General features: G+C 64.7%; 23 protein-coding genes, 1 tRNA gene and 1 pseudogene. 16 read left to right on the top strand and 9 right to left on the bottom strand.

The window, feature by feature from the left end; translation table 11 throughout:
* The coding region (locus BEK68_RS25910) for a hypothetical protein (protein WP_212634768.1) at positions 1–221 on the bottom strand (221 nt) is incomplete at its 3' end.
* Here BEK68_RS25910 and BEK68_RS02805 point away from each other — a divergent pair.
* The 5 genes and pseudogenes from BEK68_RS02805 to BEK68_RS02785 all read left to right on the top strand — a co-directional run bounded on the left by BEK68_RS02805 (position 220) and on the right by BEK68_RS02785 (position 2,998).
* On the top strand, positions 220–771 hold the full coding sequence (locus BEK68_RS02805) for a YaeQ family protein (protein WP_012435102.1): 552 nt from the start codon (positions 220–222) through the stop codon (positions 769–771). The genes BEK68_RS25910 and BEK68_RS02805 overlap by 2 nt on opposite strands.
* 41 nt (positions 772–812) lie before the next feature.
* Positions 813–1,165: pseudogene (locus BEK68_RS02800) on the top strand (FKBP-type peptidyl-prolyl cis-trans isomerase).
* 64 nt (positions 1,166–1,229) lie between these two features.
* A tRNA-Cys gene (locus BEK68_RS02795) sits at positions 1,230–1,305 on the top strand.
* Positions 1,306–1,442: 137 nt separating this feature from the next.
* On the top strand, positions 1,443–2,192 hold the full coding sequence (locus BEK68_RS02790) for a gamma-glutamylcyclotransferase (RefSeq protein ID WP_012435101.1): 750 nt from the start codon (positions 1,443–1,445) through the stop codon (positions 2,190–2,192).
* Between the two features lie 11 nt (positions 2,193–2,203).
* Positions 2,204–2,998, top strand: a complete 795-nt coding sequence (locus BEK68_RS02785; RefSeq protein ID WP_004629430.1) for an ankyrin repeat domain-containing protein — start codon at positions 2,204–2,206, stop codon at positions 2,996–2,998.
* Between the two features lie 39 nt (positions 2,999–3,037).
* On the opposite strand, the gene BEK68_RS02780 is transcribed toward BEK68_RS02785, so the two are convergent.
* Positions 3,038–4,744 carry a long-chain fatty acid--CoA ligase gene (locus tag BEK68_RS02780; protein ID WP_012435100.1) on the bottom strand — a complete coding sequence of 569 codons (1,707 nt, stop codon included), beginning with the start codon at positions 4,742–4,744 and terminating at the stop codon, positions 3,038–3,040.
* Between the two features lie 199 nt (positions 4,745–4,943).
* Between BEK68_RS02780 and trxA the strand changes: the two genes are divergently transcribed.
* The 4 genes from trxA (at position 4,944) to BEK68_RS02760 (ending at position 7,383) form a co-directional block, all read left to right on the top strand.
* Positions 4,944–5,789 (top strand): thioredoxin, encoded by an 846-nt coding sequence (gene trxA, locus BEK68_RS02775; RefSeq protein WP_012435099.1) that lies wholly within the window; start codon positions 4,944–4,946, stop codon positions 5,787–5,789.
* A gap of 9 nt (positions 5,790–5,798) precedes the next feature.
* Positions 5,799–6,464, top strand: coding sequence for a DsbA family protein (locus tag BEK68_RS02770; RefSeq protein ID WP_012435098.1), 666 nt, complete (start codon positions 5,799–5,801; stop codon positions 6,462–6,464).
* Between the two features lie 81 nt (positions 6,465–6,545).
* Entirely contained in the window at positions 6,546–6,962 is a 417-nt protein-coding gene (locus BEK68_RS02765) for a bacteriohemerythrin (protein WP_004629438.1), read from the top strand.
* A 97-nt stretch (positions 6,963–7,059) separates the two neighbouring features.
* The gene (locus BEK68_RS02760) at positions 7,060–7,383 is read left to right on the top strand and encodes a thioredoxin family protein (RefSeq protein ID WP_004629440.1); all 324 of its coding nucleotides are present in this window, start codon (positions 7,060–7,062) and stop codon (positions 7,381–7,383) included.
* Between the two features lie 12 nt (positions 7,384–7,395).
* Here the strand turns inward: BEK68_RS02760 and tcdA are convergent, their stop codons facing one another.
* Complete coding sequence (gene tcdA / locus BEK68_RS02755) at positions 7,396–8,298, bottom strand: tRNA cyclic N6-threonylcarbamoyladenosine(37) synthase TcdA (RefSeq protein WP_012435097.1); 903 nt, start codon at positions 8,296–8,298, stop codon at positions 7,396–7,398.
* Positions 8,299–8,379: 81 nt separating this feature from the next.
* Between tcdA and BEK68_RS02750 the strand changes: the two genes are divergently transcribed.
* Positions 8,380–10,677 (top strand): AsmA family protein, encoded by a 2,298-nt coding sequence (locus BEK68_RS02750; RefSeq protein WP_012435096.1) that lies wholly within the window; start codon positions 8,380–8,382, stop codon positions 10,675–10,677.
* 21 nt (positions 10,678–10,698) lie between these two features.
* On the opposite strand, the gene BEK68_RS02745 is transcribed toward BEK68_RS02750, so the two are convergent.
* The 3 genes from BEK68_RS02745 to BEK68_RS02735 are packed head-to-tail and all read right to left on the bottom strand — an operon-like array spanning position 10,699 to position 14,079.
* Entirely contained in the window at positions 10,699–11,982 is a 1,284-nt protein-coding gene (locus tag BEK68_RS02745; protein WP_012435095.1) for a c-type cytochrome, read from the bottom strand.
* Between the two features lies 1 nt (position 11,983).
* Positions 11,984–13,594: a GMC family oxidoreductase gene (locus tag BEK68_RS02740; protein ID WP_004629448.1), complete on the bottom strand. Its 1,611-nt coding sequence runs from the start codon at positions 13,592–13,594 to the stop codon at positions 11,984–11,986.
* Complete coding sequence (locus BEK68_RS02735) at positions 13,594–14,079, bottom strand: sugar dehydrogenase complex small subunit (RefSeq protein WP_012435094.1); 486 nt, start codon at positions 14,077–14,079, stop codon at positions 13,594–13,596. The genes BEK68_RS02740 and BEK68_RS02735 overlap by 1 nt, the downstream gene beginning before the upstream one ends.
* Positions 14,080–14,283: 204 nt before the next feature.
* On the opposite strand from BEK68_RS02735, the gene pdxH reads away from it, so the two are divergent.
* The 3 genes from pdxH (at position 14,284) to BEK68_RS02720 (ending at position 17,428) form a co-directional block, all read left to right on the top strand.
* Positions 14,284–14,922 (top strand): pyridoxamine 5'-phosphate oxidase, encoded by a 639-nt coding sequence (gene pdxH / locus BEK68_RS02730; RefSeq protein ID WP_004629452.1) that lies wholly within the window; start codon positions 14,284–14,286, stop codon positions 14,920–14,922.
* A 195-nt stretch (positions 14,923–15,117) separates the two neighbouring features.
* Positions 15,118–16,338, top strand: coding sequence for an SAM-dependent methyltransferase (locus BEK68_RS02725; protein ID WP_012435093.1), 1,221 nt, complete (start codon positions 15,118–15,120; stop codon positions 16,336–16,338).
* Positions 16,339–16,342: 4 nt separating this feature from the next.
* Complete coding sequence (locus BEK68_RS02720) at positions 16,343–17,428, top strand: DUF72 domain-containing protein (protein ID WP_012435092.1); 1,086 nt, start codon at positions 16,343–16,345, stop codon at positions 17,426–17,428.
* A 15-nt stretch (positions 17,429–17,443) separates the two neighbouring features.
* Here the strand turns inward: BEK68_RS02720 and msrA are convergent, their stop codons facing one another.
* Positions 17,444–18,004 (bottom strand): peptide-methionine (S)-S-oxide reductase MsrA, encoded by a 561-nt coding sequence (msrA, locus tag BEK68_RS02715; protein ID WP_012435091.1) that lies wholly within the window; start codon positions 18,002–18,004, stop codon positions 17,444–17,446.
* A 181-nt stretch (positions 18,005–18,185) separates the two neighbouring features.
* On the opposite strand from msrA, the gene BEK68_RS02710 reads away from it, so the two are divergent.
* Positions 18,186–18,764, top strand: coding sequence for a flavin reductase family protein (locus tag BEK68_RS02710; RefSeq protein ID WP_004629458.1), 579 nt, complete (start codon positions 18,186–18,188; stop codon positions 18,762–18,764).
* Positions 18,765–18,776: 12 nt separating this feature from the next.
* Here the strand turns inward: BEK68_RS02710 and BEK68_RS02705 are convergent, their stop codons facing one another.
* Complete coding sequence (locus BEK68_RS02705) at positions 18,777–18,983, bottom strand: DUF3079 domain-containing protein (RefSeq protein WP_004629461.1); 207 nt, start codon at positions 18,981–18,983, stop codon at positions 18,777–18,779.
* A gap of 88 nt (positions 18,984–19,071) precedes the next feature.
* On the bottom strand, positions 19,072–19,599 hold the full coding sequence (locus BEK68_RS02700; RefSeq protein WP_004629463.1) for an Lrp/AsnC family transcriptional regulator: 528 nt from the start codon (positions 19,597–19,599) through the stop codon (positions 19,072–19,074).
* 148 nt (positions 19,600–19,747) lie between these two features.
* Here BEK68_RS02700 and kynB point away from each other — a divergent pair, with 148 nt between their 5' ends.
* Positions 19,748–20,377: an arylformamidase gene (gene kynB, locus BEK68_RS02695; protein ID WP_012435090.1), complete on the top strand. Its 630-nt coding sequence runs from the start codon at positions 19,748–19,750 to the stop codon at positions 20,375–20,377.
* Positions 20,378–20,424: 47 nt separating this feature from the next.
* Positions 20,425–21,678: a kynureninase gene (gene kynU, locus BEK68_RS02690; protein WP_012435089.1), complete on the top strand. Its 1,254-nt coding sequence runs from the start codon at positions 20,425–20,427 to the stop codon at positions 21,676–21,678.
* Positions 21,679–21,697 lie beyond the last annotated feature (19 nt).

The raw sequence follows: 21,697 nt of genomic DNA, 5'->3' as shown, positions 1-21,697 counted from the left end.
GACAGGCCTCCGAGCAGCAGACCCACGATTCCGAATATCCAACGCATCGTTCTGATTGTCCTCGTTTGGATAGGAAAACCATGCGCCGACTGGCGCACGCACCGCTCGTATACCGCAAACGGCTGCCGTTGGGAATGCGCCCCGGCAATGCCTTCAGCTTCATCGGCCCGTGCGACAATGCGCGCTTTGCCAAAAACGGCCCATTCTCCGATCACTCGCATGGCCCTGAAATCCACGATCTACAAGGTCGATCTGCAGATCGCCGACATGGATCGCCACTACTACGCCAACCACGCGCTGACCGTCGCCCGCCACCCGAGCGAGAACGACGAACGCATGATGGTGCGCGTGCTTGCCTTCGCCCGCCACGCCAGCGAAACGCTCGCCTTCACACGCGGTCTGTCGGAGCCCGACGAGCCCGAACTCTGGCAGCGCGACCTGACCGACGCCATCGAGCTGTGGATCGACCTGGGCAACCCCGACGACACCCGCATCCGCAAGGCCAGCAACCGCGCAGAGCAGGTCGCCGTCTACACATATAGTGGCAACGCCAGCCGCGTGTGGTGGCAACAAACCGAGACCAAGATCACGCGCTTTGCCAACGTGTCGGTGTACGAAGTCGCCGCCGACACCGTGGCCGCGCTGGCCGCCATGGTGGAACGCACCATGCGTCTGCAGGTCACCATCCAGGACGGCGACATCTGGATCGCCAACGACGCGGACAACGTCCACGTCCAGCTCGAAACACTCAAGGCCGCAACCGCTGCCTGAGCCTGTTCCCTTATCACCCACGCCACTCCACGAGGCTCATCATGACCATCGAAACCACCGCAAGCGGCCTGCAATACGAAGATGTCGTCGTCGGCGACGGCGCGCAAGCCACGGCTGGCCAGTACGTCACCGTGCACTACACCGGCTGGCTCTACGAAAACGGCCAGGCCGGCAAGAAGTTCGATTCCAGCAAGGACCGTAACGACCCGTTCGCTTTTCACCTGGGCGGCGGCATGGTCATCAAGGGCTGGGACGAAGGCGTGCAAGGCATGAAGGTCGGCGGCACGCGCAAGCTGATCATCCCGGCAGCCCTGGGCTACGGCGCACGCGGCGCGGGCGGCGTGATCCCCCCGAACGCAACGTTGCTTTTGAGGTCGACCTGCTGGAAGTCTGATCCTGCGCTAGAATCCGCCCCGGCTCGCGATGCGTCACACGGTGCATCACGAGCCACCTCCCCCGGCGGGGTGGCAGAGTGGTCAATGCTGCGGCTTGCAAAGCCGTATAAGACGGTTCAATTCCGATCCCCCGCCTCCAGTTTTCCGGCTGCCCCATGCTTCACCGTTGCGGCCGCGCCATAGTCAAACCTCCCCAAAGCTTCGCAACGCTCTGTTTCCAGGCCATCGGCCGTCCGCTTGCGTGACCACTCGTAACGATTGCTCTATGCTTGCGACATGGCCGTCACCCGAGAGGATCTCGAACAGAACCGGTTGCGCGCCGCCCTGGGTGATTCGCCCGTCGCGTCGTCGTTGCTGACCGAGGCTGCGCTGGAAGCGTCGCTTGCATCGACGCTCGCGCGGTTGTCGGCTGCGCACGGCGACTGCCAGGACGCCTGGGTGTTCGGCTACGGCTCGCTCATCTGGAACCCGATGATCTTCCACACCGAGGCCGCCCGCGCCACGGTGCACGGTTATCACCGCGGCTTCTACCTCTATTCCCGCATCAACCGCGGCACCTGGGACAACCCGGGGCTCGTACTCGGGCTGGACCGCGGCGGCAGCTGCCGGGGCGTGGCGTTCCGCGTACCGCGCGACCATGCCGAGCGCGAATTCCGCGTGCTCTGGCGCCGCGAAATGCTGACTGGCGCGTACCTGCCCCGCTGGCTGCCCACCGAGATCAACGGCCGACGCGTCCTGGCGCTGGCCTTTGTCATGAACCGCGCGCACGAAGCCTATGCCGGCCGCCTGCCGGACGAGCGCGTGGTCGGCTGCCTGCGCGAGGCGGTCGGGCTGTACGGCCCGGCACGCGAATACCTGCAGCGCACGCTGATCGGCCTGGCCAGCAATGGGCTGCACGATCCGTATCTGGACCGCCTGTGGTCGCGCCTGCAGGCCACGGACGCGGCAAACGCTCCCTCCGCCACGACCGACGCAGCGGACGCCACGGACACTGCGCCGCTGCCCGACCCCTATCTCAGCGCCTGAACCCGCCCGCCATGCTTATCGCTCCGCATCCCGCGCTCAACCAGCTCATCGGCGTCATGCTGGGGATGGCGCTGGCGGTGGGCGACATGGCCAACGCGTGGCAGGAGCAGCATCTGCCCATCCTGCATGTGGCGGCCAGCGCCGGCGCGAAAGTCGCACCCGGTGCGACCCACGCCGCGGACACCCGCCCCGTGCGCCGCAGCGACCCGGCCACGCGTGACCGTGACCTGATTCTGGCGGCGCAGGCCGGCAACACGATGGCCATCCAGTCGTTGCTGGCCGAAGGCGCCAGCTTGAAGGCGCGCGATGCTGATGGCCGCACGGCGCTCATCGCCGCCGTCATGGCGCACATGGGCGCCGCGGCCCGCCTGCTCATCCAGGCCGGGGCCGACGTCAACCTGCAGGACAACACGCAGAACAGCGCCTTTCTGCTCGCTGCCAGCCAGGGCGATGCGGAAACGGTGCGCCTGGCGCTGTCGCACGGCGCCAACCTGCGCGCCACCAACGCTGATGGCGACACCGCGCTCATCCCGGCCGCGCGCCGCGGCTACGTCGAAGTCGTCAACGAACTCGTGAAGGCCGGCGTACCGCCCGATGCCACCAACAACCTGGGCCTGACCGCGCTGATCGAAGCCGTGGCCCTGGGCGATGGCAGCGACAAATACGAGAAGACCGTGCAACTCCTGCTCGACGGCGGCGCCGACCCGAACCTGGCCGACCGCGGCGGCATCACGCCGATGCGGCATGCGCGTCAGCGTGGTTTCCACGGCATCGGCGCGCTGCTCTTCAAGGCGCGCGGACATTGAAAAAGGGGCCACTCCGGCCCCTTTCTCTTGATGCGCTCCTTACGCGGCGGCCGGTTTCTCGGCCGCTTCATTCCTTGCGTTTTCCTGCTCCTGCAGCGTGCGCCACATCACCTTGCCCGTGCCGGACTTGGGCAGCGCATCCACAAACTCGACCACGCGCGGGTACTTGTAGGCCGCCATGTTGTCGCGCGCCCAGTTGATGATGTCGTCTTCGGTGGTCTTGCCCTTGGCGTGGGCCTTGAGTACCACCACCGCCTTGACCGACTCGCCGCGATACGCGTCGCGCTTGCCGATGATGCAGGCCTCCTGTACGTCGGGATGCTTGTACAGCAGGCTTTCCACCTCGGCCGGCCACACCTTGAAGCCCGACGCGTTGATCATGCGTTTCAGCCGGTCGGTGAGGAAGAAGTAGCCGTCTTCGTCCATCCGGCCAAGGTCGCCGGTGCGGAAGAAGCGCTTGCCTTCGAACTCGATGAAGACTTCCGCGCTGGCCTGCGGCTTGCCCCAGTAGCCGAGGAAGACTTGCGGGCCGCTGACGATGATTTCCCCGACCTCACCGATCGGCAACTCCTGCAGCGTCTGCGGATCGACGATGCGCGCGTCGGTGTTGAACACCGGAATGCCCAGGCACTGCTGCTTGGCCCGATCGGCCGGATTGCTGTGCGTGGGCGCGATCGTTTCCGACAGGCCGTAGCCTTCCTGGTACGCGAGGTTGAAATCCTTCAGCAGCCGCTCGGCCACGGCCTGAGGCATCGCCGCACCGCCGCCGCCGATGTAGGCGAGGCTCGACAGGTCGAACTCCGCCAACTGCGGGCTCGCCAGGAAGTCGATCACCATGGTCGGGATGTTCGTCCAATGCGTGATCTTGTAGCGCGAGATCAGCCGCCCCGCCACCTCGCGATCCCAGCGCGGCAGCATCACGACCGTGGAGCCCATGTAGATCGGCGCGTTCATGCCGTACTGCATTCCGGTCACGTGGAACAGCGGGATGATCGACAGGCTCACGCCTTCCTTCGTCCCATTCGACCACATCGAGCCACCGACGATGTTGTGCATCACCGTGCGGTGCGGGTGCATACAGCCCTTGGGGAAGCCCGTGGTGCCTGACGTGTACGGCATCACGGCCAGGTCGTCCGGCCCGGCGGTGTGCGGGCCCGGCGTGAGGCGCTGCGCGAGAGCGTCGTTCCATGCAACCGCGCCGGGCTGCGCCGGATGCTGCGCGGTGATCCACGCAGGCGGGGCGTCTTCGGGATATTCGTACCGGGCCGGCAGCGCATCGGCGTAGGACGTGACCAGCAGGTGCCGGGTGCGTTGCGCTTCCGGCAGCTCGGCGTTGGCCGTGGTCACGTTGACGGCCAGATCTGCGCTGCAGATGACCGTGGCAGCGCCCGCATCGGTGATGTAGTGCTTGAACTCTTCGGGCCGGTTCATCGGGTTGACCGGCACGACCACCGCGTCGGCACGCAGGATGCCGTAGTACGCGGCCATGAACTGCGGACAGTTCTGCATATACAGCAGCACGCGGTCGCCCTTCTGCACACCCGCCACCTGCTGCAGCCAGCCGGCCACGGCGACCGCATCGTCGTGCAGTTCACGGAACGTGGTGTGGCGACCGTAAAAGATGATCGCGTCCTTGTCCGGATAGCGTCGCGCCGACACTTCCAGGTTGTACCAAAGGCTCGTTTGCGGCGAGCTTATGTTGTGCGGCAAACGTCGGGGCCAGAACTGGAAGTGCGGTCGTGTCATGCCATGTCTCCGTAAATCTGTGTGTTGTTTTTACCCGATGGTATCCGAACGATCGTTCTATTTTCAACCGTTGCTCTGACATACGTTATTGCGACGTACAGACTGGCTGAAAACGGCTCGCCCCACCCGCAAGTAAAATGCACGATACCTCTCGCCGGCCCGTGTGCCGGCGCCATTGCCCCTCAGGAGAATCCCGCCGATGAGCGACATCACCTCGCAGAATTTCGCGCAGGAAGTGATCGAAACCTCTCGCCAAATACCGGTGCTGGTCGATTTCTGGGCGCCATGGTGCGGCCCGTGCCGCACGTTGGGCCCGATGCTGGAAAAGCTGGAGGCCGAATTTGCCGGCAAATGGAAGCTCGCCAAGATCAACTCCGACGAAAACCCCGAGCTTTCCGCCCAGTTCCACGTCCGCAGCATCCCGTACGTGGTGGCGTTCGTGGATGGCAAGCCGGTCGACCAGTTCGTCGGCGTCTTGCCCGAAGCGCAATTGCGCGCGTTCCTCGACCGCGTGATTCCGCAGCCCGCAGAAGTCGCCTATCGCGAAGGACTGGCAGCGAGCCAGGCCGGCGAAACCGCCCACGCGCGCGAAGCGTTCCAGAACGCGCTGGCCTTCGACCCGGGCTTCGATGCCGCCCGCTTTGCGCTGGTGAACCTGCTGCTCGACAGCGGCGACGTGCATGCCGCGCAAGACGAATTCGCATTGCTCTCGCCCAAGGCGCCGCAGGATGAGCGCTATGCCCCGCTGGAAACGCGCCTGAGGGCCACCGAACGGGCCGATACGCTACCCGATGCCGGCGCCCTTCGCACGGTCGTGGAAGCGCAACCGGACAACCTGCAGGCACGGCTCGACCTGGCACAGCAGTACATCGCGGCACAAGACTACGAAGCCGCCCTGGAGCAATTGCTCGCCATCGTCGAGCGGGATCGCGCCTTCCGTGACGACATTGCGCGCAAGACGATGGTCTCGGTATTCGACATGATGCGCGACGCGCCGCAGGCGGTATCGCATTGGCGCAGGCAGCTGGCGTCCAAACTGAATTGAGGAGCCGTCATGCGACTGATCTACGTGGCCGATCCGATGTGTTCCTGGTGCTACGGCTTTGGCCCGCAGCTGGCTGACCTGCGCAAGCGGCTGGCCGAAACGCTGGGTGCGCCGGCGCCCGTTACGCTCATCACCGGCGGCCTGCGCCCCGGCCAGCGCGAACCAATGGCCGCAGACAAGCGCGACGAAATCCTCCACCACTGGCATGCCGTGGCCGAACGCAGCGGCATGCCGTTCGACCAGTCGCCCGCGGTGGCGATGCGCCGCGACGGCTTCGTCTACGACACCGAACCCGCCTGCCGCGCCGTCGTCATGGCGCGCGAATACTGGGCTGAGGACGACGAGCGCGTGCTCGCCGTCTTTCACGCGATCCAGCACGCCTTCTACGCCGAAGGCCGCGACACCACACAAGCCGATGTGCTGCGCGACGTTGCGCTCGCCAATGGCGTTGAGGCGGAACACTTCGATGCCGTGTTCGACACGGATGCGCTGCGAGAAGAAACGCGCGAAGACTTCCGCCTGTCGCGCCGCTGGGGCATCACCGGCTTCCCGAGCCTGTTGGCCGAGCAAGGCGGCACGCTGTACCAGATCGGGCGTGGCTATGCGCCATCGGTGGCGCTCTTTGCGCGGGCGGTGGAAGTGCTCCAGCAGCATCCCACGCCGGACGCCGGTTAATACGTTTGCCCGTCGTCAAACTGCGGCGAGGCGGCCGTCGCTTAAGCTGATCGCCTCGCCCATCCAATTCTTCAGCCTGCCATGCCCGTGATCGAATGGTCGGAGGCGCTCCAACTCGGAGATGCCGCCACTGACGCCAACCACGTCGAGTTCTGTGCGTTGCTCAATGCCGTTGCAGATGCAACGGACGCCGAGTTCATTGGCGCGCTCGACGCCTTCATCGACCACACCGAGCACCACTTCGCTGAAGAAAACGCCTGGATGGACGCGGCCGACTTTCCCCCGCGCCACTGCCATCGCGGCGAGCACGACAACGTGCTGGCGCTGTGCCGCGAAGTGCACAAGCGCGCCGCCGCCGGCGACATGGACCTCGGCCGCAGGCTCGTGGCGGAGTTGCCCGCCTGGTTTGCCCAGCATGTCGACGTAATGGACCGCATGATGACGACATATCTGGCACAAATGGGCAATTCGGAGCGCAATATCGAGCACGTTGGCTGAACACAGGTTGTCGACCGGCGGTCCGCTGCCTAGAGTCAGAGTGGCCCTGCCCGCAGGCCTTCGTTGCGCGGGCGTCCACTCCACTCTGGGAGCGCCCATGAAGACCGTCAACGATGCCTCGTTTCAATCCGATGTGATCGACGCCTCGCAACGCAACCCGGTGGTGGTGTGCTTTGCCGCGGAGTGGAGCCACCCGAGCCAGTCCGCCGTGGCCAGCCTCGAGCAGATGGAATCGAGCTACGCCGGACGTGCCACCTTCGTCACGATGGACTTCGACGAAAACCAGCACACCGCCGATCGATACGGCGTCTCGGTCATGCCCGGTTTTGTGGTCTTTGCCAACAGCCAGCCGCGAGACGGGTGGTCGGGCGTGTACGCCGACACCATCCGCGAGAAGCTGGATCAGGTCATCCCGCGATAAGGCAGCACGCCGTCACACACCGGCGATCGCGCGCAGCGCCGTTGACGCGGCCACCATTCCGAACACCGCCGTCACGCATACGGACGAACCGAACCCCGCGCACGCCAGGCCTTGCGGCCCCTGCGCAGGCTGCGGCGCGGGCGGCGCGTTGACCACGGCAATGTCACCCGCCGCCGCAAGGTCGTCGATGCCGGCGTGGCTCGACTCGACTGGTAACTCAACGGCGCACGCCTGCTGCTCGGGTTCGGGGTAGCGCAGCGGCTCGTCGGAGAACACCGCGTCAATACCGAAGCGCGACTTCGGGTTCTTCGAGAAGCCATGCTGGCGGCGCAGGTTGCCGCGCACCTTCGCCAGCAGCGGGTCTTGAATGGTGCGCGACAGGTCCGTCACGCGAATGCGCGTCGGGTCCAATTGCCCACCCGCGGCGCCGCACGTCACGACGCGTTTGCCGGTGCGTTTGCAGAACGCGATGATCGCCGTCTTCACCTTCACAGCGTCAATGGCGTCGATCACGTAGTCGAACGGGTGGCCGAGCAATGCCTCGACGTTTTCGACAGTCACGAAATCGTCGATGCGGCTGATTTCGGCGCGCGGATTGATCTGGAGAATGCGCTCTGCCATGGCGTCGACCTTGGCCACGCCATACGCGTCGCCCAGCGCGTGGATCTGGCGGTTGGTGTTGGACACGGCGATGTGATCGAGGTCGATCAGCGTGAACTTGCCGACACCGCAACGCGCCACCGCTTCAGCCACCCACGACCCCACCCCACCGATGCCGATGACGCACACATGCGCCGCCGCAAACCGCTCAAGCGCCTGCGGACCATACAGCCGGGCAACACCGCCAAACCGGCGTGCATATTCATCATCGAGGATGGGCGGGTGCGCGGGCGCGCTGATTGCTACTTGGCTCATGACACAATTGAATCGTGGTTGCGCCGAACTATATATCAACGCGCGCGGTCGCATTTTTGTGCCAATACCAACAAAAGGACGATGCGTACATCCGGCAAACTCGCCCTCGGACTGGTCATCACACCCGTCGTCATTGTGGCAGCGGCGGTCTTCTTTGTGCTGACGTTCGACTGGAATCGCGCCAAGCCCTATCTGAATGACCGTATCTCGCAAGCCATCGGGCGCCCCTTCGCCATCAACGGCGATCTGATCCTCACGTGGAAGAAGCCTCAAGGCGAATCCGGCTGGCGTGCATATGTGCCTTGGCCGAGATTGATTGCCAACGACATCACCGTCGGCAATCCGGAGTGGGCCAAGCAGCCCAACGTAGCGACCATCCATCAACTCACGTTTGTGCTGGAGGCGCTGCCGCTGCTGGCGCATCGCATCGTCATCCCGAGCGTGACGCTCGACACGCCCGCCATTGCGCTGGAACGCGACAAGCAGCACCGCAACAACTGGACGTTCAATCTGGCGGGCAGCGAGGGCGACGACAAGAAGCCGTCGGATTGGAAACTGGACCTGCGCGAGATCGCATTCAGCAAAGGCTCGCTGGCGCTGGACGACGACATCAAGCGCATTCATCTGGCCGCGACCATCGACACCGTCGACAACCAGGCGCTGTACTCCGCTGCCAGCGGCGCGGCCATCAAGAGCGCGGACCAGCCCACCACGGCGCCAACCGCATCCGGGGCATCAGCATCCGAGAGTGCGGCACAGACGCCAGCGGCGCCAGACCCGCAGCAGCCTTACGGCATCGCATGGACGCTCAAGGGCACCTACAACAACGCCACCATCAACGGCACCGGTAAGGCCGGCGGCGTGCTGCGTCTGCAGGACGCGCAACGTCCTTACCCGCTACAGGCCGATGTGACAGTCGGCAAGACGCGCATTGACCTGGCAGGTACGCTCACCAACCCGGCCAGCCTGACGGCTCTCGATCTGCGTCTGCATCTGTCGGGCGCGAGCATGGCGCAGTTGTATCCGCTGACCGGTGTGGTGCTGCCCGATACGCCGCCGTTTGACACGCGCGGCCGCCTGATCGGCGAACTGCGCAGGCAAGGTTCGACGTGGCGCTATGAGAAATTCACAGGCCGCGTTGGCGGTTCCGATTTGGGCGGCACGCTCACCTATGCGATGCGCGAGCCCCGTCCGCAATTGACCGGCGAGTTGGTTTCGCATCAATTGCTGTTTGCCGACCTCGCGCCCATCATCGGCGCCGACTCCAACGCCAGCAAGGCCAAGCGGGCCGACCCGAGCGCCGACCCCGATGACAGCAAAACCGTGCGCCAGCCCGCCGACAAAGTCCTGCCGGTCGAGCCGTTCCGCACTGATCGCTGGAACGCCATCGATGCCGACGTGAAATTCACCGGCGAGCGCATCATCCACACCGCAGATCTGCCAATCAATCATCTCGTTACGCATGTCAAGCTGCAGGACGCGGTGCTCACGCTCGACCCACTCAACTTCGGCGTTGCAGGTGGCACGCTTAGCTCCAACATCCAGCTCGACGGACGCGCCACGCCCATGCAGGCCCGCGCGGCGCTGGCGGCACGGCACTTCAAGATCAAGCAACTGTTCCCGAAGATCGAATCCGTGCGCGCCAGCGTGGGCGAGATCAATGGGGATGCTCGGCTCTCGGCGGCGGGGAACTCGGTGGCGGCGCTGCTCGGTTCATCCAACGGCGAGGTGAAGATGCTCGTGGAGCAAGGCACCATCAGCAAGTTCATCCTGGAAGCCATGGGGCTGAACGTCGGCAACGTGATCCTGACCAAGCTCTTTGGCGACAAGCAGGTCACCATCAACTGCGCGGCCGGCGATTTTGCCGTCAGCAATGGCCTGGCGCAGGCGCGCACGTTTGTGGTGGATACGCAGGATGCCGTCATCGACGTGACCGGCGCGACGAGCTTCAGGCAGGAAGCGCTGGACTTCACCATTCACCCGGATTCGAAGGGTCTGCGCGTGTTTTCACTGCGCACGCCGCTGTATGTGAAGGGCACGTACAAGCATCCGGATGTGTCGGTCAACCCGGCCGTCGTGGCACTGCGTGCAGGCGGTGCGGTAGCACTGGCATTGACGGCGCCGGTGGCGGCGGTACTGCCGGTGCTCGAACTCAAGCCCGCGCCGGAGAGTGCCTGCGGCAAGCTGCTCGCCGATGTTCGCCAGCGCCCCACGGCGCCGCCACCCGGCCAGACGTATCACAGCAAGAAACCGGGGCGCACGCCGGAAGGCGAGTTGAAATCGACACAACCTGACGCGGGCAAGACGGCGGCGCCCCAGCGTCCTGCACCCCGCCCCGCCACACCCGCGTCGCGCGATCCGCTGACCACCGGCGGCTGACACGCCGCCGGCATGGTGGCGCTACTTGGCTGAGCGCCGTTTGGCGATGGCTTCCGCGGTCACAGCCGGCGTGGCGGGGTCGCCAAACTGGCGCGTGACGTAGTTGGTCAGCGCAGCCAGCTGTTCGTTCGATAGCTCGCGTCCAAATGCCGGCATGCCGATGTGCCGGTCGCCCGCCTTGCGCTCAATGCCGAACAGAATGACCTGCACAAGGTTGGTCGTATCGCGCGTGCCGACCGTGGAGTTGTGCAGCAGCGGCGGGTAGTAACCATCGGGCGTGCCGCGTCCATCGGCCTGGTGACACGTCGCGCAATTGCCGAGATACAGGCGCGCGGCGTCGATCGTGGTCTCGATGGGCTTGCCGCGCAGCGTCGTCACATCGGTGGCCGGCTTGCCCCAATCCTGCCGCGCGCGTTCGAGGTTGTTGCTCACCGCAGGCACCGTCCGTAGATATTCGGCGATGGCCTGGACGTCCTGCATCGTCATCTTCGAAAAACTATGCTGCACCGCTTCGCCCATCGGCCCTGCGGCCTGTGCCACGCCGGGCACGCTGCCGGTGCGCAGATATTGCACAAGCTGTTCGCGCTTCCATGCGCCGATGCCACTCGTGGGGTCCGAGGTGATGTTGAACGCCGTCCAGCCCGCGAGCGTCGAGCCCGCCAGATAGCCGCTGCCGCGCTCGTCCAGCGCCTTCTCCTGCATGGCGAAACCGCGCGGTGTATGGCACGTGCCGCAGTGCGCCAGGCCTTGCGTGAGGTACGCACCGCGATTCCACGTCGGCGACTTGTCACTCTTGGGGGTGTACGGCTCGCTCTTGAGGAAGAGAAGGTTCCAAAGCTTGAGCGGCCAGCGCATGTTCAGCGGCCATCGGATCGTGCTACGCGGCCGCCGGTTTTCCACCGCCGTCACGCCGTTGCGGAAGTACGCATAGAGATCGCGCATGTCCGCATCGTTGATCTTCGCGTACGACGGATACGGCATGGCCGGATACAGGTTGTTGCCGTCGTCATCCACGCCTTTTCGCACAGCGCGCTCGAATTCTTCGTACGTCCATTTGCCGATGCCGGTTTTCTCATCGGGCGTGATGTTGCTGCTGTAAATGGTGCCCAGCATCGGAATCTGCATCGGCAAGCCGCCGGCAAAGGGCTTGCCGCCGGGCGCCGTATGGCAGGCCGCGCAGTCCGCCGCAATGGCGAGGTATTCGCCGCGTTTGATCTGCGCGGTGTCGGCCGGTGTGTCCTTCGCCCAGGCATTCGCCACCACGCCGGTCAGCAACAGCAGCGAGAAGGAAGCGATCGTTTTCATCTCACGCCTCCTTCTTCAGTTGATCGGCAATCCGCAGCGCCAGCGCCGCAATGGTCAGCGTCACGTTCACGGTGCCAACCGTCGGCATGGTGGAGCTGCTGCTGATGAACAGGTTCGGGTGGTCAAACGTCCGGCAATCCTTGTCGACCACGGAGTTTTTCGGATCGGCACCCATGATGGTTGCGCCGGTGATGTGGTTGTTGGGCGCGAAGTCGTCGTGGAACTCGACATTGGTACCGCCCATCACCTGTGCAGCAGTCGCGTAGACCTCGCGTGTATGCACGGCGCTGCGTTTGACGTAGTCGTCGATGTGGTACGTGATCTCCGGACGCGGAATGCCGATGGCGTCGACCTCACTTGCGCTCGGCACAATCCGGTTCTCGGGCAGAGGCAGGATCTCGTGAAAACTGTCGAACTGCACATAGCGCGCGGCCTGATCTCGGATGCGCGCATCCAGTTCGGCGGGCTTGATGAGCTTGCCCTCCTTGAAGATGCGCTGCGTCTCCTGCTCGATACGCGACATGTTCGACAGGTGAAGCTTCTTGCCGGCCTGCGTGGCGCGGAACGGCCCATCGCGAAAGCCGATCAGCGAGGTCATTTCCTGCGGCCCGCGCCCCGGCCACAATTTGCGGTCGGCATAGAAACTCACGCCGGTGCCAGGGTGATCCATCAGGTTGCGCCCCACCATGTCGGAGCTGTTGCCAACGCCCTTCGGAAAATCCTGGCTGGTCGACATCAGCATCAGCTTGGGCGTTTCGATGCCGTTGGCAGCCAGCACGAACCACTTGCCTTCCACGCGGTGCTCGGCGCCTTTCGAATCCTTGTACCGCGCCGCCACGATGCGCTTGTTGGGACCGACTTCGAGCTTGAAGACCACGGCGTTCTCGATCAGCCGTGCGCCGGCCTGCTCGGCTTTCTCCACATGCACGATGCCGTTGTACATCGCTCCGATCGGGCAGATCGGCATGCAGTTGTTGTTGCCGCAGCAGGTCGGGCGACCGTCGTACGGGCGACTGTTGCGCGCCACCGGCTCGGTGACCACGTGCAAGCTCGCGTCGTGCGCGTTGAGTGCATCCTTGATCGTGCGTTCACTGAATGACAGCGGAAGCGGCGCCATGGGATACGGCTGGCTGCGCGGCGAGCCGAGGTCTTCGTCGTTCGGGCCCCACACGCCCAGCGCCTCTTCGGCCCGGCCGTAATAGCGTTCAAGATCCTGATACTGGATCGGCCAGTCACGCGCGATGCCATACACGCTGCGCAGCTTGAAATCATTCGGCAAAAAGCGCCACGTCGATGCGGCCCAGTGCCAGGTCGTGCCGCCCACCGCCCGGATGTACTGCGAGTTGAACTGATGCTCACCCTTGAGCACGAGGTAGTTGTTGGGCGGGCCATATTCCGGATGCGGTGCCCATGGCGTTGACGGATACGGCGCCATGAAATCCATCTTGTCGGCCTGGTTGCGGAAGCGCTCGACAATTTCCCAGCGCGGCAGGCGCGGCCCCGCTTCGAGCATCAGCACCGACTTCCCCGCGCGTGCCAGCTCGTACGCCACCAGCGCCCCGGCCACGCCGGAGCCCACCACCACGATATCGGCTTGTTGGGTATCGGCCATCAGGCTTGCCTCTCGACGGGGGGCTCGGCCCAGAAGCCAGGCTGATTAGGGCAATACGTGCGGATGACCAGCGTGTCGGAGACCACGCTGTACATCAGCGCCTGCTCGTACGTGACGACATTGCCGTCAACCACACCCAGGTACCACGCTTCCAGGATCTGCAGCGCGGTCTTCTGCTGTGCATCAGACAGGGAGCCCGCTGCCAACGCCTGCGCCAGCGGCCGCAATTGCGCTGCAAAGTCGGCGCCGGATTTGCCCAGCGCTGCCAGCAATCGCGTGCCGACGCCGCGATCCAGCGCGGGCCGTGCCGTCAGCGCCTGTGACAACGCCATGAATGCATCGAGCGATTCTGTCGGGGCCTGGGCAACCGCGCGCAGCACCTGCGAGCCCGCCAGCCCGGCGGCAGCCAATGCCAGCGTGCCCTGCAGCCACTGGCGGCGCGTCAGGCCGGCGGCGGTGTCGGAAGAATGGGAACGGGGGGCCATTTCGACATCCTGTTGAAATTTTTGTGGGGAACATGGCAGGCGCCGCCAGCCTGACGCCCTTGACTAGCCAATATAGGCGGCGCGGGACAGATCGCCAGCACCCCGCCCCACGCGCAAAGCGTGCCAGCCCTTGCGCGCGAGCAAAGAACGGCAGGCCGTGTTTGTCTATACTCGGCCCGTCCGCATGCCGCATTCGCCACGCTCATGACCTCCATTGCCGATATCCGCACCGATTACGCCCGCGCTTCGCTCGACATCGCCGACGTCGACGCCAGCCCCCTGCGCCAGTTCCGCCGCTGGTTCGACGAGGCCCTGAAAGCCGAGGTGGCTGAAGTCAACGCCATGACGCTCGCCACGGTGGACCCGCATGGCCAGCCCTCGGCCCGCATCGTCCTGCTCAAGAACCTGGACGAACGCGGCTTCACGTTCTTCACGAACTACGCCAGCCACAAGGGCGAGGAACTGGCCGCCAACCCCCGCGCTGCGCTGCTGTTCCACTGGATCGGGCTGGAGCGGCAGGTGCGCGTACAAGGCATCGTCGAAAAAGTGAGCGAGGCAGAGAGCGATGCCTATTACCACTCGCGGCCGCTGGGCTCGCGCCTGGGCGCCTGGGCGTCGGAGCAGAGCAGCGAAGTGCCCGACCGCGCCACGCTGGAAGCGCGCGAAGCCGAATACCGCCAGCGCTTTGGCGATGCCCCGCCGCGCCCGCCCCACTGGGGCGGCTACCGGCTGCTGCCCGAGCGGCTGGAATTCTGGCAAGGCCGCCCGTCGCGGCTGCACGATCGGCTGGAGTACCGCAAGCATGCCGACGGCAGCTGGACAATCGTCCGCCTCGCCCCGTAGCCTGACGACAGATGCGCAATACGTTATTGCGCATCGCGTCATGCCGGCACGGCGCTTGCTGCCGAAGGATCGGGCCGGCACGTCCCCGTAAGATCCGCACAGCACAATGGGAAAGTTTGTCGTAAGCTAATGTGATCCGTTCGGGCCGCAATCCGATGGCCGTCCCGAACACTTGCACATCAGGGAGGCGTCGACATGTTTTTCCAACAGGCGATTGACCGCAAACTTGAGCAGTGGATCCAGGACATCCGCGAGTCTGCCAACCTTCCCGTGCGCCTGCGGTTATGGAACGGTGATCAATACGAGCTGGGCCGCTTCGAGCAGCCCCGCGTCACGCTCACCGTGCGCGAAGCGAGCGCTCTGCCACTGCTGCTCTCCCCAACGCTGAACAACCTGGGCGAAGCGTACGTCCAGGAAAAGATCGACCTGGACGGCAAGCTGGCCGACATCATCAACGTGAGCTACAGCCTGGCTGCTGCGGCCGCGGTCAGCAGCGGCAATGCGCTGGCCCGCGTGGTGCGCCACTTCGCCCACACGAAGGAAGGCGACAAGGAATCGATCCAGTACCACTACGACGTTTCCAACGATTTCTACAAGCTGTGGCTGGATCAGAACATGGTCTACTCCTGCGCCTACTTCGAAAATGGCGATGAAACCCTCGACGAAGCGCAGATCAAGAAGATCGACCACATCCTCACCAAGATCCGCTTACAGCCCGGGCAAACGCTGCTCGATATCGGCTGCGGCTGGGGCGCGCTGGTGCTGCGTGCCGCGCAGAAGTACGGCGCGCGCTGCCTGGGCGTGACGCTGTCGCAAAACCAGTACGACCTCGCCACCGAACGCGTGCGGGCGGCCGGCTTGCAAGACCAGATCGAAATCCGCATCCAGGACTACCGCGACCTGACCGGCCAGTTTGATCGCATCACGAGCGTCGGCATGTTCGAGCACGTCGGTCGCAAGAATCTGCCCGGATATTTCCGCCGCATGCACGATCTCCTGGCTGATGGCGGCGTCGCCATGAACCACGGCATCACGTCTTCCGATACGGCCGGCGGCGAAAGCTCCATGGGCGGCGGCGATTTCATCGATCGCTATGTCTTTCCGCAGGGCGAACTGCCGCACATCTCGCTGGCGCTGAGCGCCGCGCAGGATGGCGGCCTGGAAGCGCTTGACGTTGAAAGCCTGCGCCGCCACTATGCGCGCACGCTCGAGCACTGGGCCGAGCGCTTCGAGGCCAACGGCGAAACCATCCGCGCAATGGTGGGCGAGAAGAAATACCGCATCTGGCGCGTCTACCTGGCCGGCTGCGCACACGCCTTCGACGCCGACGAAATCTCGATCTTCCAGACCGTGCTGCAGAAGGCCGGCAAGTCGGCGACGACGATCCCGTGGTCGCGCCGCTATATCTACGCGTAACCATTTGACCGACAGCTCCCCCATCGACGATCTGTTCGGCGCGCCACTCGCACCCAGCGACAACGCGACCGCCGAACCCGGCACATCCGCTCCGAAACCCAAACGCTCGCCCGCCCGACAGGGTGTGCAGCCGGCCGTGGTTGCGCCCGATGTGGCTGCGCTAGCGCAGCGCTTGCCGCGCGATCTGCGCATCGGCACGTCGTCGTGGTCGTATCCGGGGTGGGACGGGCTGGTGTATGCGGGCGAGTACTCCGATTCGATGCTCGCACGCAAAGGCCTGGCGGCTTATGCCCAGCACCCTTTGCTGCGCACGGTCAGTATCGATCGCGGGTTCTATTCGCCAATCCCGCTGGCGGACTACGTCGCCTACGCGGCCAGCGTGCCGGAAGACTTCCGCTTTGCAGTCAAGGCAACCTCTGCCGTATGCGACGCATGGATTCGTGAATCGGACGGGCGCGGGCGCATGGCCAATCCTGCCTTCCTGAATCCTGAATTTGCGATCCGCGACTTTGTTGAGCCGGCCACCCGCGGGCTCGGGACGCGATGCGGGCCGCTCGTGTTTCAGCTTTCGCCGCTGGGCGCGCTGGCTGAAGATGCCACCGGCTTTGTGGAACGGCTTGCGGCGTTCCTGACCGCGCTGCCGCCACTCGATCCGCAACGCAATCCCGATGCCGTCTACACGGTGGAATTGCGCGACGCCACGCTGCTCACGCCGCGCTTCATCAAGATGCTGCGCGCGGCGGGGGTGCGTTATTGCGTCGGCCTGCATGAGCGGATGCCGGCAGTGGACCGGCAAGCGGCAGCCGTTGCATTGCTGGATGAAGGCGCAGGCGGCCCGCTGGTGGTGCGCTGGAACCTGAACAGCCGCTATCGCTACGCGCAAGCCGAAGCAGCGTACAAACCGTTCAACAAGCTCGTCGATGAAGACCCGTTCTCGCGGGAGACGTTGGCCGACATGGCGGTCGCCGCGCTGGCGGCTGGGCGCAAGGTAACGATCCTGGTCAGCAACAAGGCAGAAGGATCATCCCCGTTGTCGTGCATCAAGCTGGCCGAGGCCATTGCCGCGCGCTTGCCGGCAGACGCAGCGTAGCCTCGGCGCCCTCTTCTAGCCCTGCAAGCGGTGTGCGAACTGCTTGCGGAATTTCGCCACCTTGGGCGAGATGACGAACGCGCAGTAGCCCTGGGCCGGGTGGTCGCGGAAGTAGTTCTGGTGCTCGTCTTCCGCCCGCCAGAAGGTCACCTTGCCGTCAGCGGCATCCACCAGTTCCGTCACGATGGGCGCTTCAAAAATATCGCTGGCGCCGAGTTCGGCAATGGCCGTGCGCGCCGTCGCCAATTGCTCGGGCGTTTGCGCAAAGATAGCCGAACGGTATTGCGGGCCGACATCGTTGCCCTGGCGATCTACGGTGGTCGGGTCGTGAATGGCGAAGAAGATGTCGAGAATCTCGCGATATGGGATCACAGCCGGGTCGAACTTCACGGCCACCACTTCGGCATGACCAGTGTTGCCATTGCAAACGGCACGGTAACTCGGGCGATCGACATGGCCGCCGGCATAGCCGGACACCACGCTGTGCACGCCTTGCACCTGCTGGAACACCGCTTCAAGGCACCAGAAGCAGCCTCCACCCAGGACGGCGGTTTCAAGGGCGCGTTGTTCAGTCATTCGGATTCTCCTGCAATTGATTGGGCTGCCATTGGTCGGCCGAAGGCTTCAATCCTGACACAGGCACCACCATGTGGCCGCAGAATCACGCAAAGCCCTACCCGGGCGCGGCCTATCGGGCGTCCGTTACAATTGAGCATTACTTTCGGTAGTTTTCATGGACCAAAACGGAGCCATTCCCATGGATGCGCGCGACAGGGAATCTTCCGCGCGCGAGGCGTCGGCGCATCGACGCCCACATGGCCGCGCCACCCCGCCCGATTTCGATGCCGCGCATTTCCGGCATGCCCTGTCCCAGTTTGCCACTGGCGTGACGGTGGTCACCACGCGCTCGGAAGGCCGGCCAGGTACGCCGGCGTTCGTCGGGGTGACGGCCAGCTCGTTCAATTCGGTGTCGCTGGACCCGCCGCTGGTGCTGTGGAGCCTGGGCGTGCAGGCGAACTCATTTCCGCTGTTCCACGCCGGCTCGCACTACGTCATCAATGTTCTCGCAGCCGATCAACTGGCCCTGTGCAAGCGCTTCGCCACGCTCAAGGGCGACCGCTTTGCCAACATCGACTACCGCCTGAGCCCCACCGGCCTGCCGATCCTCGGACAATCCCTGGCCTGGTTCGAGTGCCATAACCGCAGCCGATATGACGAGGGTGACCACGTCATCTTCGTCGGTGAAGTCGAGCGCTGCGGCGTGATCGACGCGAATGGCGCACCACTGGTGTTCCATCGAGGCGCGTTCTCGTCGCTCACGCGCATCGGCGACTGACCTGCCAGCCATTCACGCGGGCGTGCCTGGTTTCTGCGGCGCGTCCGCGTCGATGCCCCAATCCCCGAATTCATACCAGTCGTCGCCGAGCAGCTCGGCGGGGTGCTGCGTGCGGCCCGAGCCGTTGCCGCAGCCCAGGGCGTCGGTGGAGCAATACTTGTCGCAGCCCCAGCAGATGCGCTCGGGGTGCACAGGATGCAGCGGAAACTTCTTGGCCATGGCCCGCTCCGGTCGACAACACAGGGCCACTATCCGCGCATGCTTTCAGTAGGGGATTGATTCTCGTCAGAAAGTCCGGCGCCACTTGCTACTTTGCTCTCCCGCCCTTGCCCGTCGCCTTGCCCTCGAGCGGGCGCACGCCCCGCGCTTCCATCAACAGCGCCAGACCGCCGTCGCGGTCCTTGATGGTGCGCAGGACGATATTCGAGCGGATGTCCATCACGCCGGGCGTCTTGTACAGCCGCTCGATGATGAATTCCGAGTAGTGCTGCAGGTTGGGCGCCTGCACGCGCAGGATGTAGTTGCAATCCCCGGTGATGATGTAAGCGGCCACGATCTCGGGCCAACTCTGCACGGCAGCCATGAACGTCTCGTGCCAGCCCGTCACGTCCTGGCGCATCGACACCTGCACGATGGCTTCCAGTTCCAGCCCGAGTGCCGCCCGGCCCAATTGCGCCCGGTAACCCGTGATGGCGCCGCCCTCTTCCAGCATCCGCACACGCCGCAGGCAGGCCGACGGCGACAGCGCGACGCGTTCGGCCAGGTCCTGGTTGCTGATGCGGCCGTCTTCCTGCAAGACCTGGAGAATGCGCAGATCGGTGGTATCGAGTTGCATCTGTCGTTGTTCTTTGCGTGATTTCCTGTGTACGTTGCATTTTATGCGAATCCATCGAACTCACACGCACGATTATGCAAACCCATTGCGCGCGGATTTCCCTATCATTTCGACACGGATTCACCGATTTTCTTGCCCTGGAGCCGCCTTGGAACGCACTTTGTGGGACATCACCCCCGCCCTTTCGCCCACCACGCCCACGTGGCCCGGCGACACGCCGTTTTCGCAGGAAATTGCGTGGAAGCTCGAAGGTGACTGCCCGGTCAATGTCGGACGCATTACGCTCTCGCCGCACACGGGTGCCCATGCCGATGCGCCGCTCCACTACCGCGCGGACGGCGCTGCCATCGGCCAGGTGCCGCTGGACGCCTACCTGGGCCTGTGCCGCGTTATCCACTGCGTAGGTGTAGCGCGCGTCGAGCCGGAACACGTGCGCGACGCATTGACCAACGCACCGCCGCGCGTGCTGCTGCGCACGTACGCGCATATGCCGCAGACCGCGTGGGACAACGACTTTGCCGCCGTTGCGCCCGAGACCATCGCGCTGCTGGCCACGCACGGTGTCAAGCTCATCGGCGTCGACACCGCCTCGCTCGATCCGCAGACCTCCAAGACCATGGACGCGCACCACGCCGTTGGCAAACACGGCCTCGCGATCCTCGAAGGGCTGCTGCTCGACGACGTGCCCGCCGGTGACTACGAACTGATCGCCCTGCCACTCAAGTTCGCCACCCTCGATGCCAGCCCGGTTCGCGCCGTGCTGCGCAGCCTGCCCTGATCGATACAACGACAGAACACAAACCGCTTTTTCGCTCCCGTAATCACATGACCATCACCCGCAACTCCTGCCTCGAACGCGACGCGGCCGATCCGATCGCCACGCTGCGCGACGCCTTTGCACTGCCCGACGGCGTGATTTACCTCGACGGCAACTCGCTGGGCGCCCGCCCGAAAACTGCGCTTGCCCGCGCGCAGGAAGTCGTCGCCAACGAATGGGGCGACGGCCTCATCCGCAGCTGGAACCAGGCAGGCTGGTTTGAACTGCCGCGCCGCCTGGGCAACAAGCTGGCGCCGCTGATTGGTGCGCGTGAAGATGAAGTCGTCGTCACCGACACCACATCGATCAACCTGTTCAAGGTGCTGGCCGCCGCGATTCGCGTGCAGCGCGAAGACGCGCCAGGCCGCAAGATCATCGTGTCGGAAACGCACAATTTTCCGACCGATCTGTACATCGCTGAAGGACTGGCCGACCTGCTGCGCGACGGCTACAAACTGCGCCTGATAGACTCGCCGGAAGAACTGGAAGGCGCGCTGGGCGACGACGTCGCCGTCACCATGCTGACGCATGTGAACTACAAGAGCGGCCACATGTACGACATGGCGGCCGTCTCGGCGCTGGCGCACAAGCACGGCGCGCTGGCCATCTGGGATCTGGCGCATTCGGCGGGCGCTGTGCCCGTTGACCTGCACGCAGGCGGCGCGGATTACGCCATCGGCTGTACCTACAAATACCTCAACGGCGGCCCCGGCTCGCCAGCCTTCGTGTGGGTGGCACCGGCGTTGCGCGAGCGCTTCTGGCAGCCGCTATCGGGCTGGTGGGGGCACGCGCGGCCGTTCGCGATGGAGTCGCGCTACGACGCCGATGCCGGCATCGGCCGCTTCCTGTGCGGCACACAACCGATCACGTCGATGGCGATGGTGGAATGCGGGCTCGACATCTTCGCGCAGACGTCGATGGCCGCGCTGCGTGCCAAGTCGCTCGCGCTCACCGACCTCTTCATCACGCTGGTGGAAACCCGCTGCGCTGGCTTTCCGCTCACGCTCGTCACGCCGCGCGAGCACGCCGTACGCGGCAGCCACGTCAGCTACGAACACCCCAACGGCTATGCCGTGGTGCAGGCGCTGATTGCGCGAGGTGTGATCGGCGACTACCGCGAGCCGCGCATCATGCGCTTCGGTTTCACGCCGCTCTACACGAGCTATGCCGATGTGTGGGATGCCGTGGAAATTCTGCGCGATGTGCTGGAAACCGGCGCATGGCAATCGGCCCAATTCAACGAACGTACGCTGGTGACCTGAGATGTCGAACCCGAATCAA

This window comes from Ralstonia pickettii, assembly GCF_001699815.1.
In the GTDB taxonomy this organism is placed as follows: Bacteria; Pseudomonadota; Gammaproteobacteria; order Burkholderiales; family Burkholderiaceae; genus Ralstonia; species Ralstonia thomasii.
This window is presented reverse-complemented; position numbering and strand designations above follow the sequence as displayed.

Bases quoted from the DNA above. Each gene is read 5' to 3' on its own strand.
- BEK68_RS02805 (WP_012435102.1), top strand. From the start codon at position 220: ATGGCCCTGAAATCCACGATCTACAAGGTCGATCTGCAGATCGCCGAC.
- BEK68_RS02790 (WP_012435101.1), top strand. From the start codon at position 1,443: ATGGCCGTCACCCGAGAGGATCTCGAACAGAACCGGTTGCGCGCCGCC.
- BEK68_RS02785 (WP_004629430.1), top strand. From the start codon at position 2,204: ATGCTTATCGCTCCGCATCCCGCGCTCAACCAGCTCATCGGCGTCATG.
- BEK68_RS02780 (WP_012435100.1), bottom strand. From the start codon at position 4,744: ATGACACGACCGCACTTCCAGTTCTGGCCCCGACGTTTGCCGCACAAC.
- trxA (WP_012435099.1), top strand. From the start codon at position 4,944: ATGAGCGACATCACCTCGCAGAATTTCGCGCAGGAAGTGATCGAAACC.
- BEK68_RS02770 (WP_012435098.1), top strand. From the start codon at position 5,799: ATGCGACTGATCTACGTGGCCGATCCGATGTGTTCCTGGTGCTACGGC.
- BEK68_RS02765 (WP_004629438.1), top strand. From the start codon at position 6,546: ATGCCCGTGATCGAATGGTCGGAGGCGCTCCAACTCGGAGATGCCGCC.
- BEK68_RS02760 (WP_004629440.1), top strand. From the start codon at position 7,060: ATGAAGACCGTCAACGATGCCTCGTTTCAATCCGATGTGATCGACGCC.
- tcdA (WP_012435097.1), bottom strand. From the start codon at position 8,298: ATGAGCCAAGTAGCAATCAGCGCGCCCGCGCACCCGCCCATCCTCGAT.
- BEK68_RS02750 (WP_012435096.1), top strand. From the start codon at position 8,380: ATGCGTACATCCGGCAAACTCGCCCTCGGACTGGTCATCACACCCGTC.
- BEK68_RS02745 (WP_012435095.1), bottom strand. From the start codon at position 11,982: ATGAAAACGATCGCTTCCTTCTCGCTGCTGTTGCTGACCGGCGTGGTG.
- BEK68_RS02740 (WP_004629448.1), bottom strand. From the start codon at position 13,594: ATGGCCGATACCCAACAAGCCGATATCGTGGTGGTGGGCTCCGGCGTG.
- BEK68_RS02735 (WP_012435094.1), bottom strand. From the start codon at position 14,079: ATGGCCCCCCGTTCCCATTCTTCCGACACCGCCGCCGGCCTGACGCGC.
- pdxH (WP_004629452.1), top strand. From the start codon at position 14,284: ATGACCTCCATTGCCGATATCCGCACCGATTACGCCCGCGCTTCGCTC.
- BEK68_RS02725 (WP_012435093.1), top strand. From the start codon at position 15,118: ATGTTTTTCCAACAGGCGATTGACCGCAAACTTGAGCAGTGGATCCAG.
- msrA (WP_012435091.1), bottom strand. From the start codon at position 18,004: ATGACTGAACAACGCGCCCTTGAAACCGCCGTCCTGGGTGGAGGCTGC.
- BEK68_RS02710 (WP_004629458.1), top strand. From the start codon at position 18,186: ATGGATGCGCGCGACAGGGAATCTTCCGCGCGCGAGGCGTCGGCGCAT.
- BEK68_RS02705 (WP_004629461.1), bottom strand. From the start codon at position 18,983: ATGGCCAAGAAGTTTCCGCTGCATCCTGTGCACCCCGAGCGCATCTGC.
- BEK68_RS02700 (WP_004629463.1), bottom strand. From the start codon at position 19,599: ATGCAACTCGATACCACCGATCTGCGCATTCTCCAGGTCTTGCAGGAA.
- kynU (WP_012435089.1), top strand. From the start codon at position 20,425: ATGACCATCACCCGCAACTCCTGCCTCGAACGCGACGCGGCCGATCCG.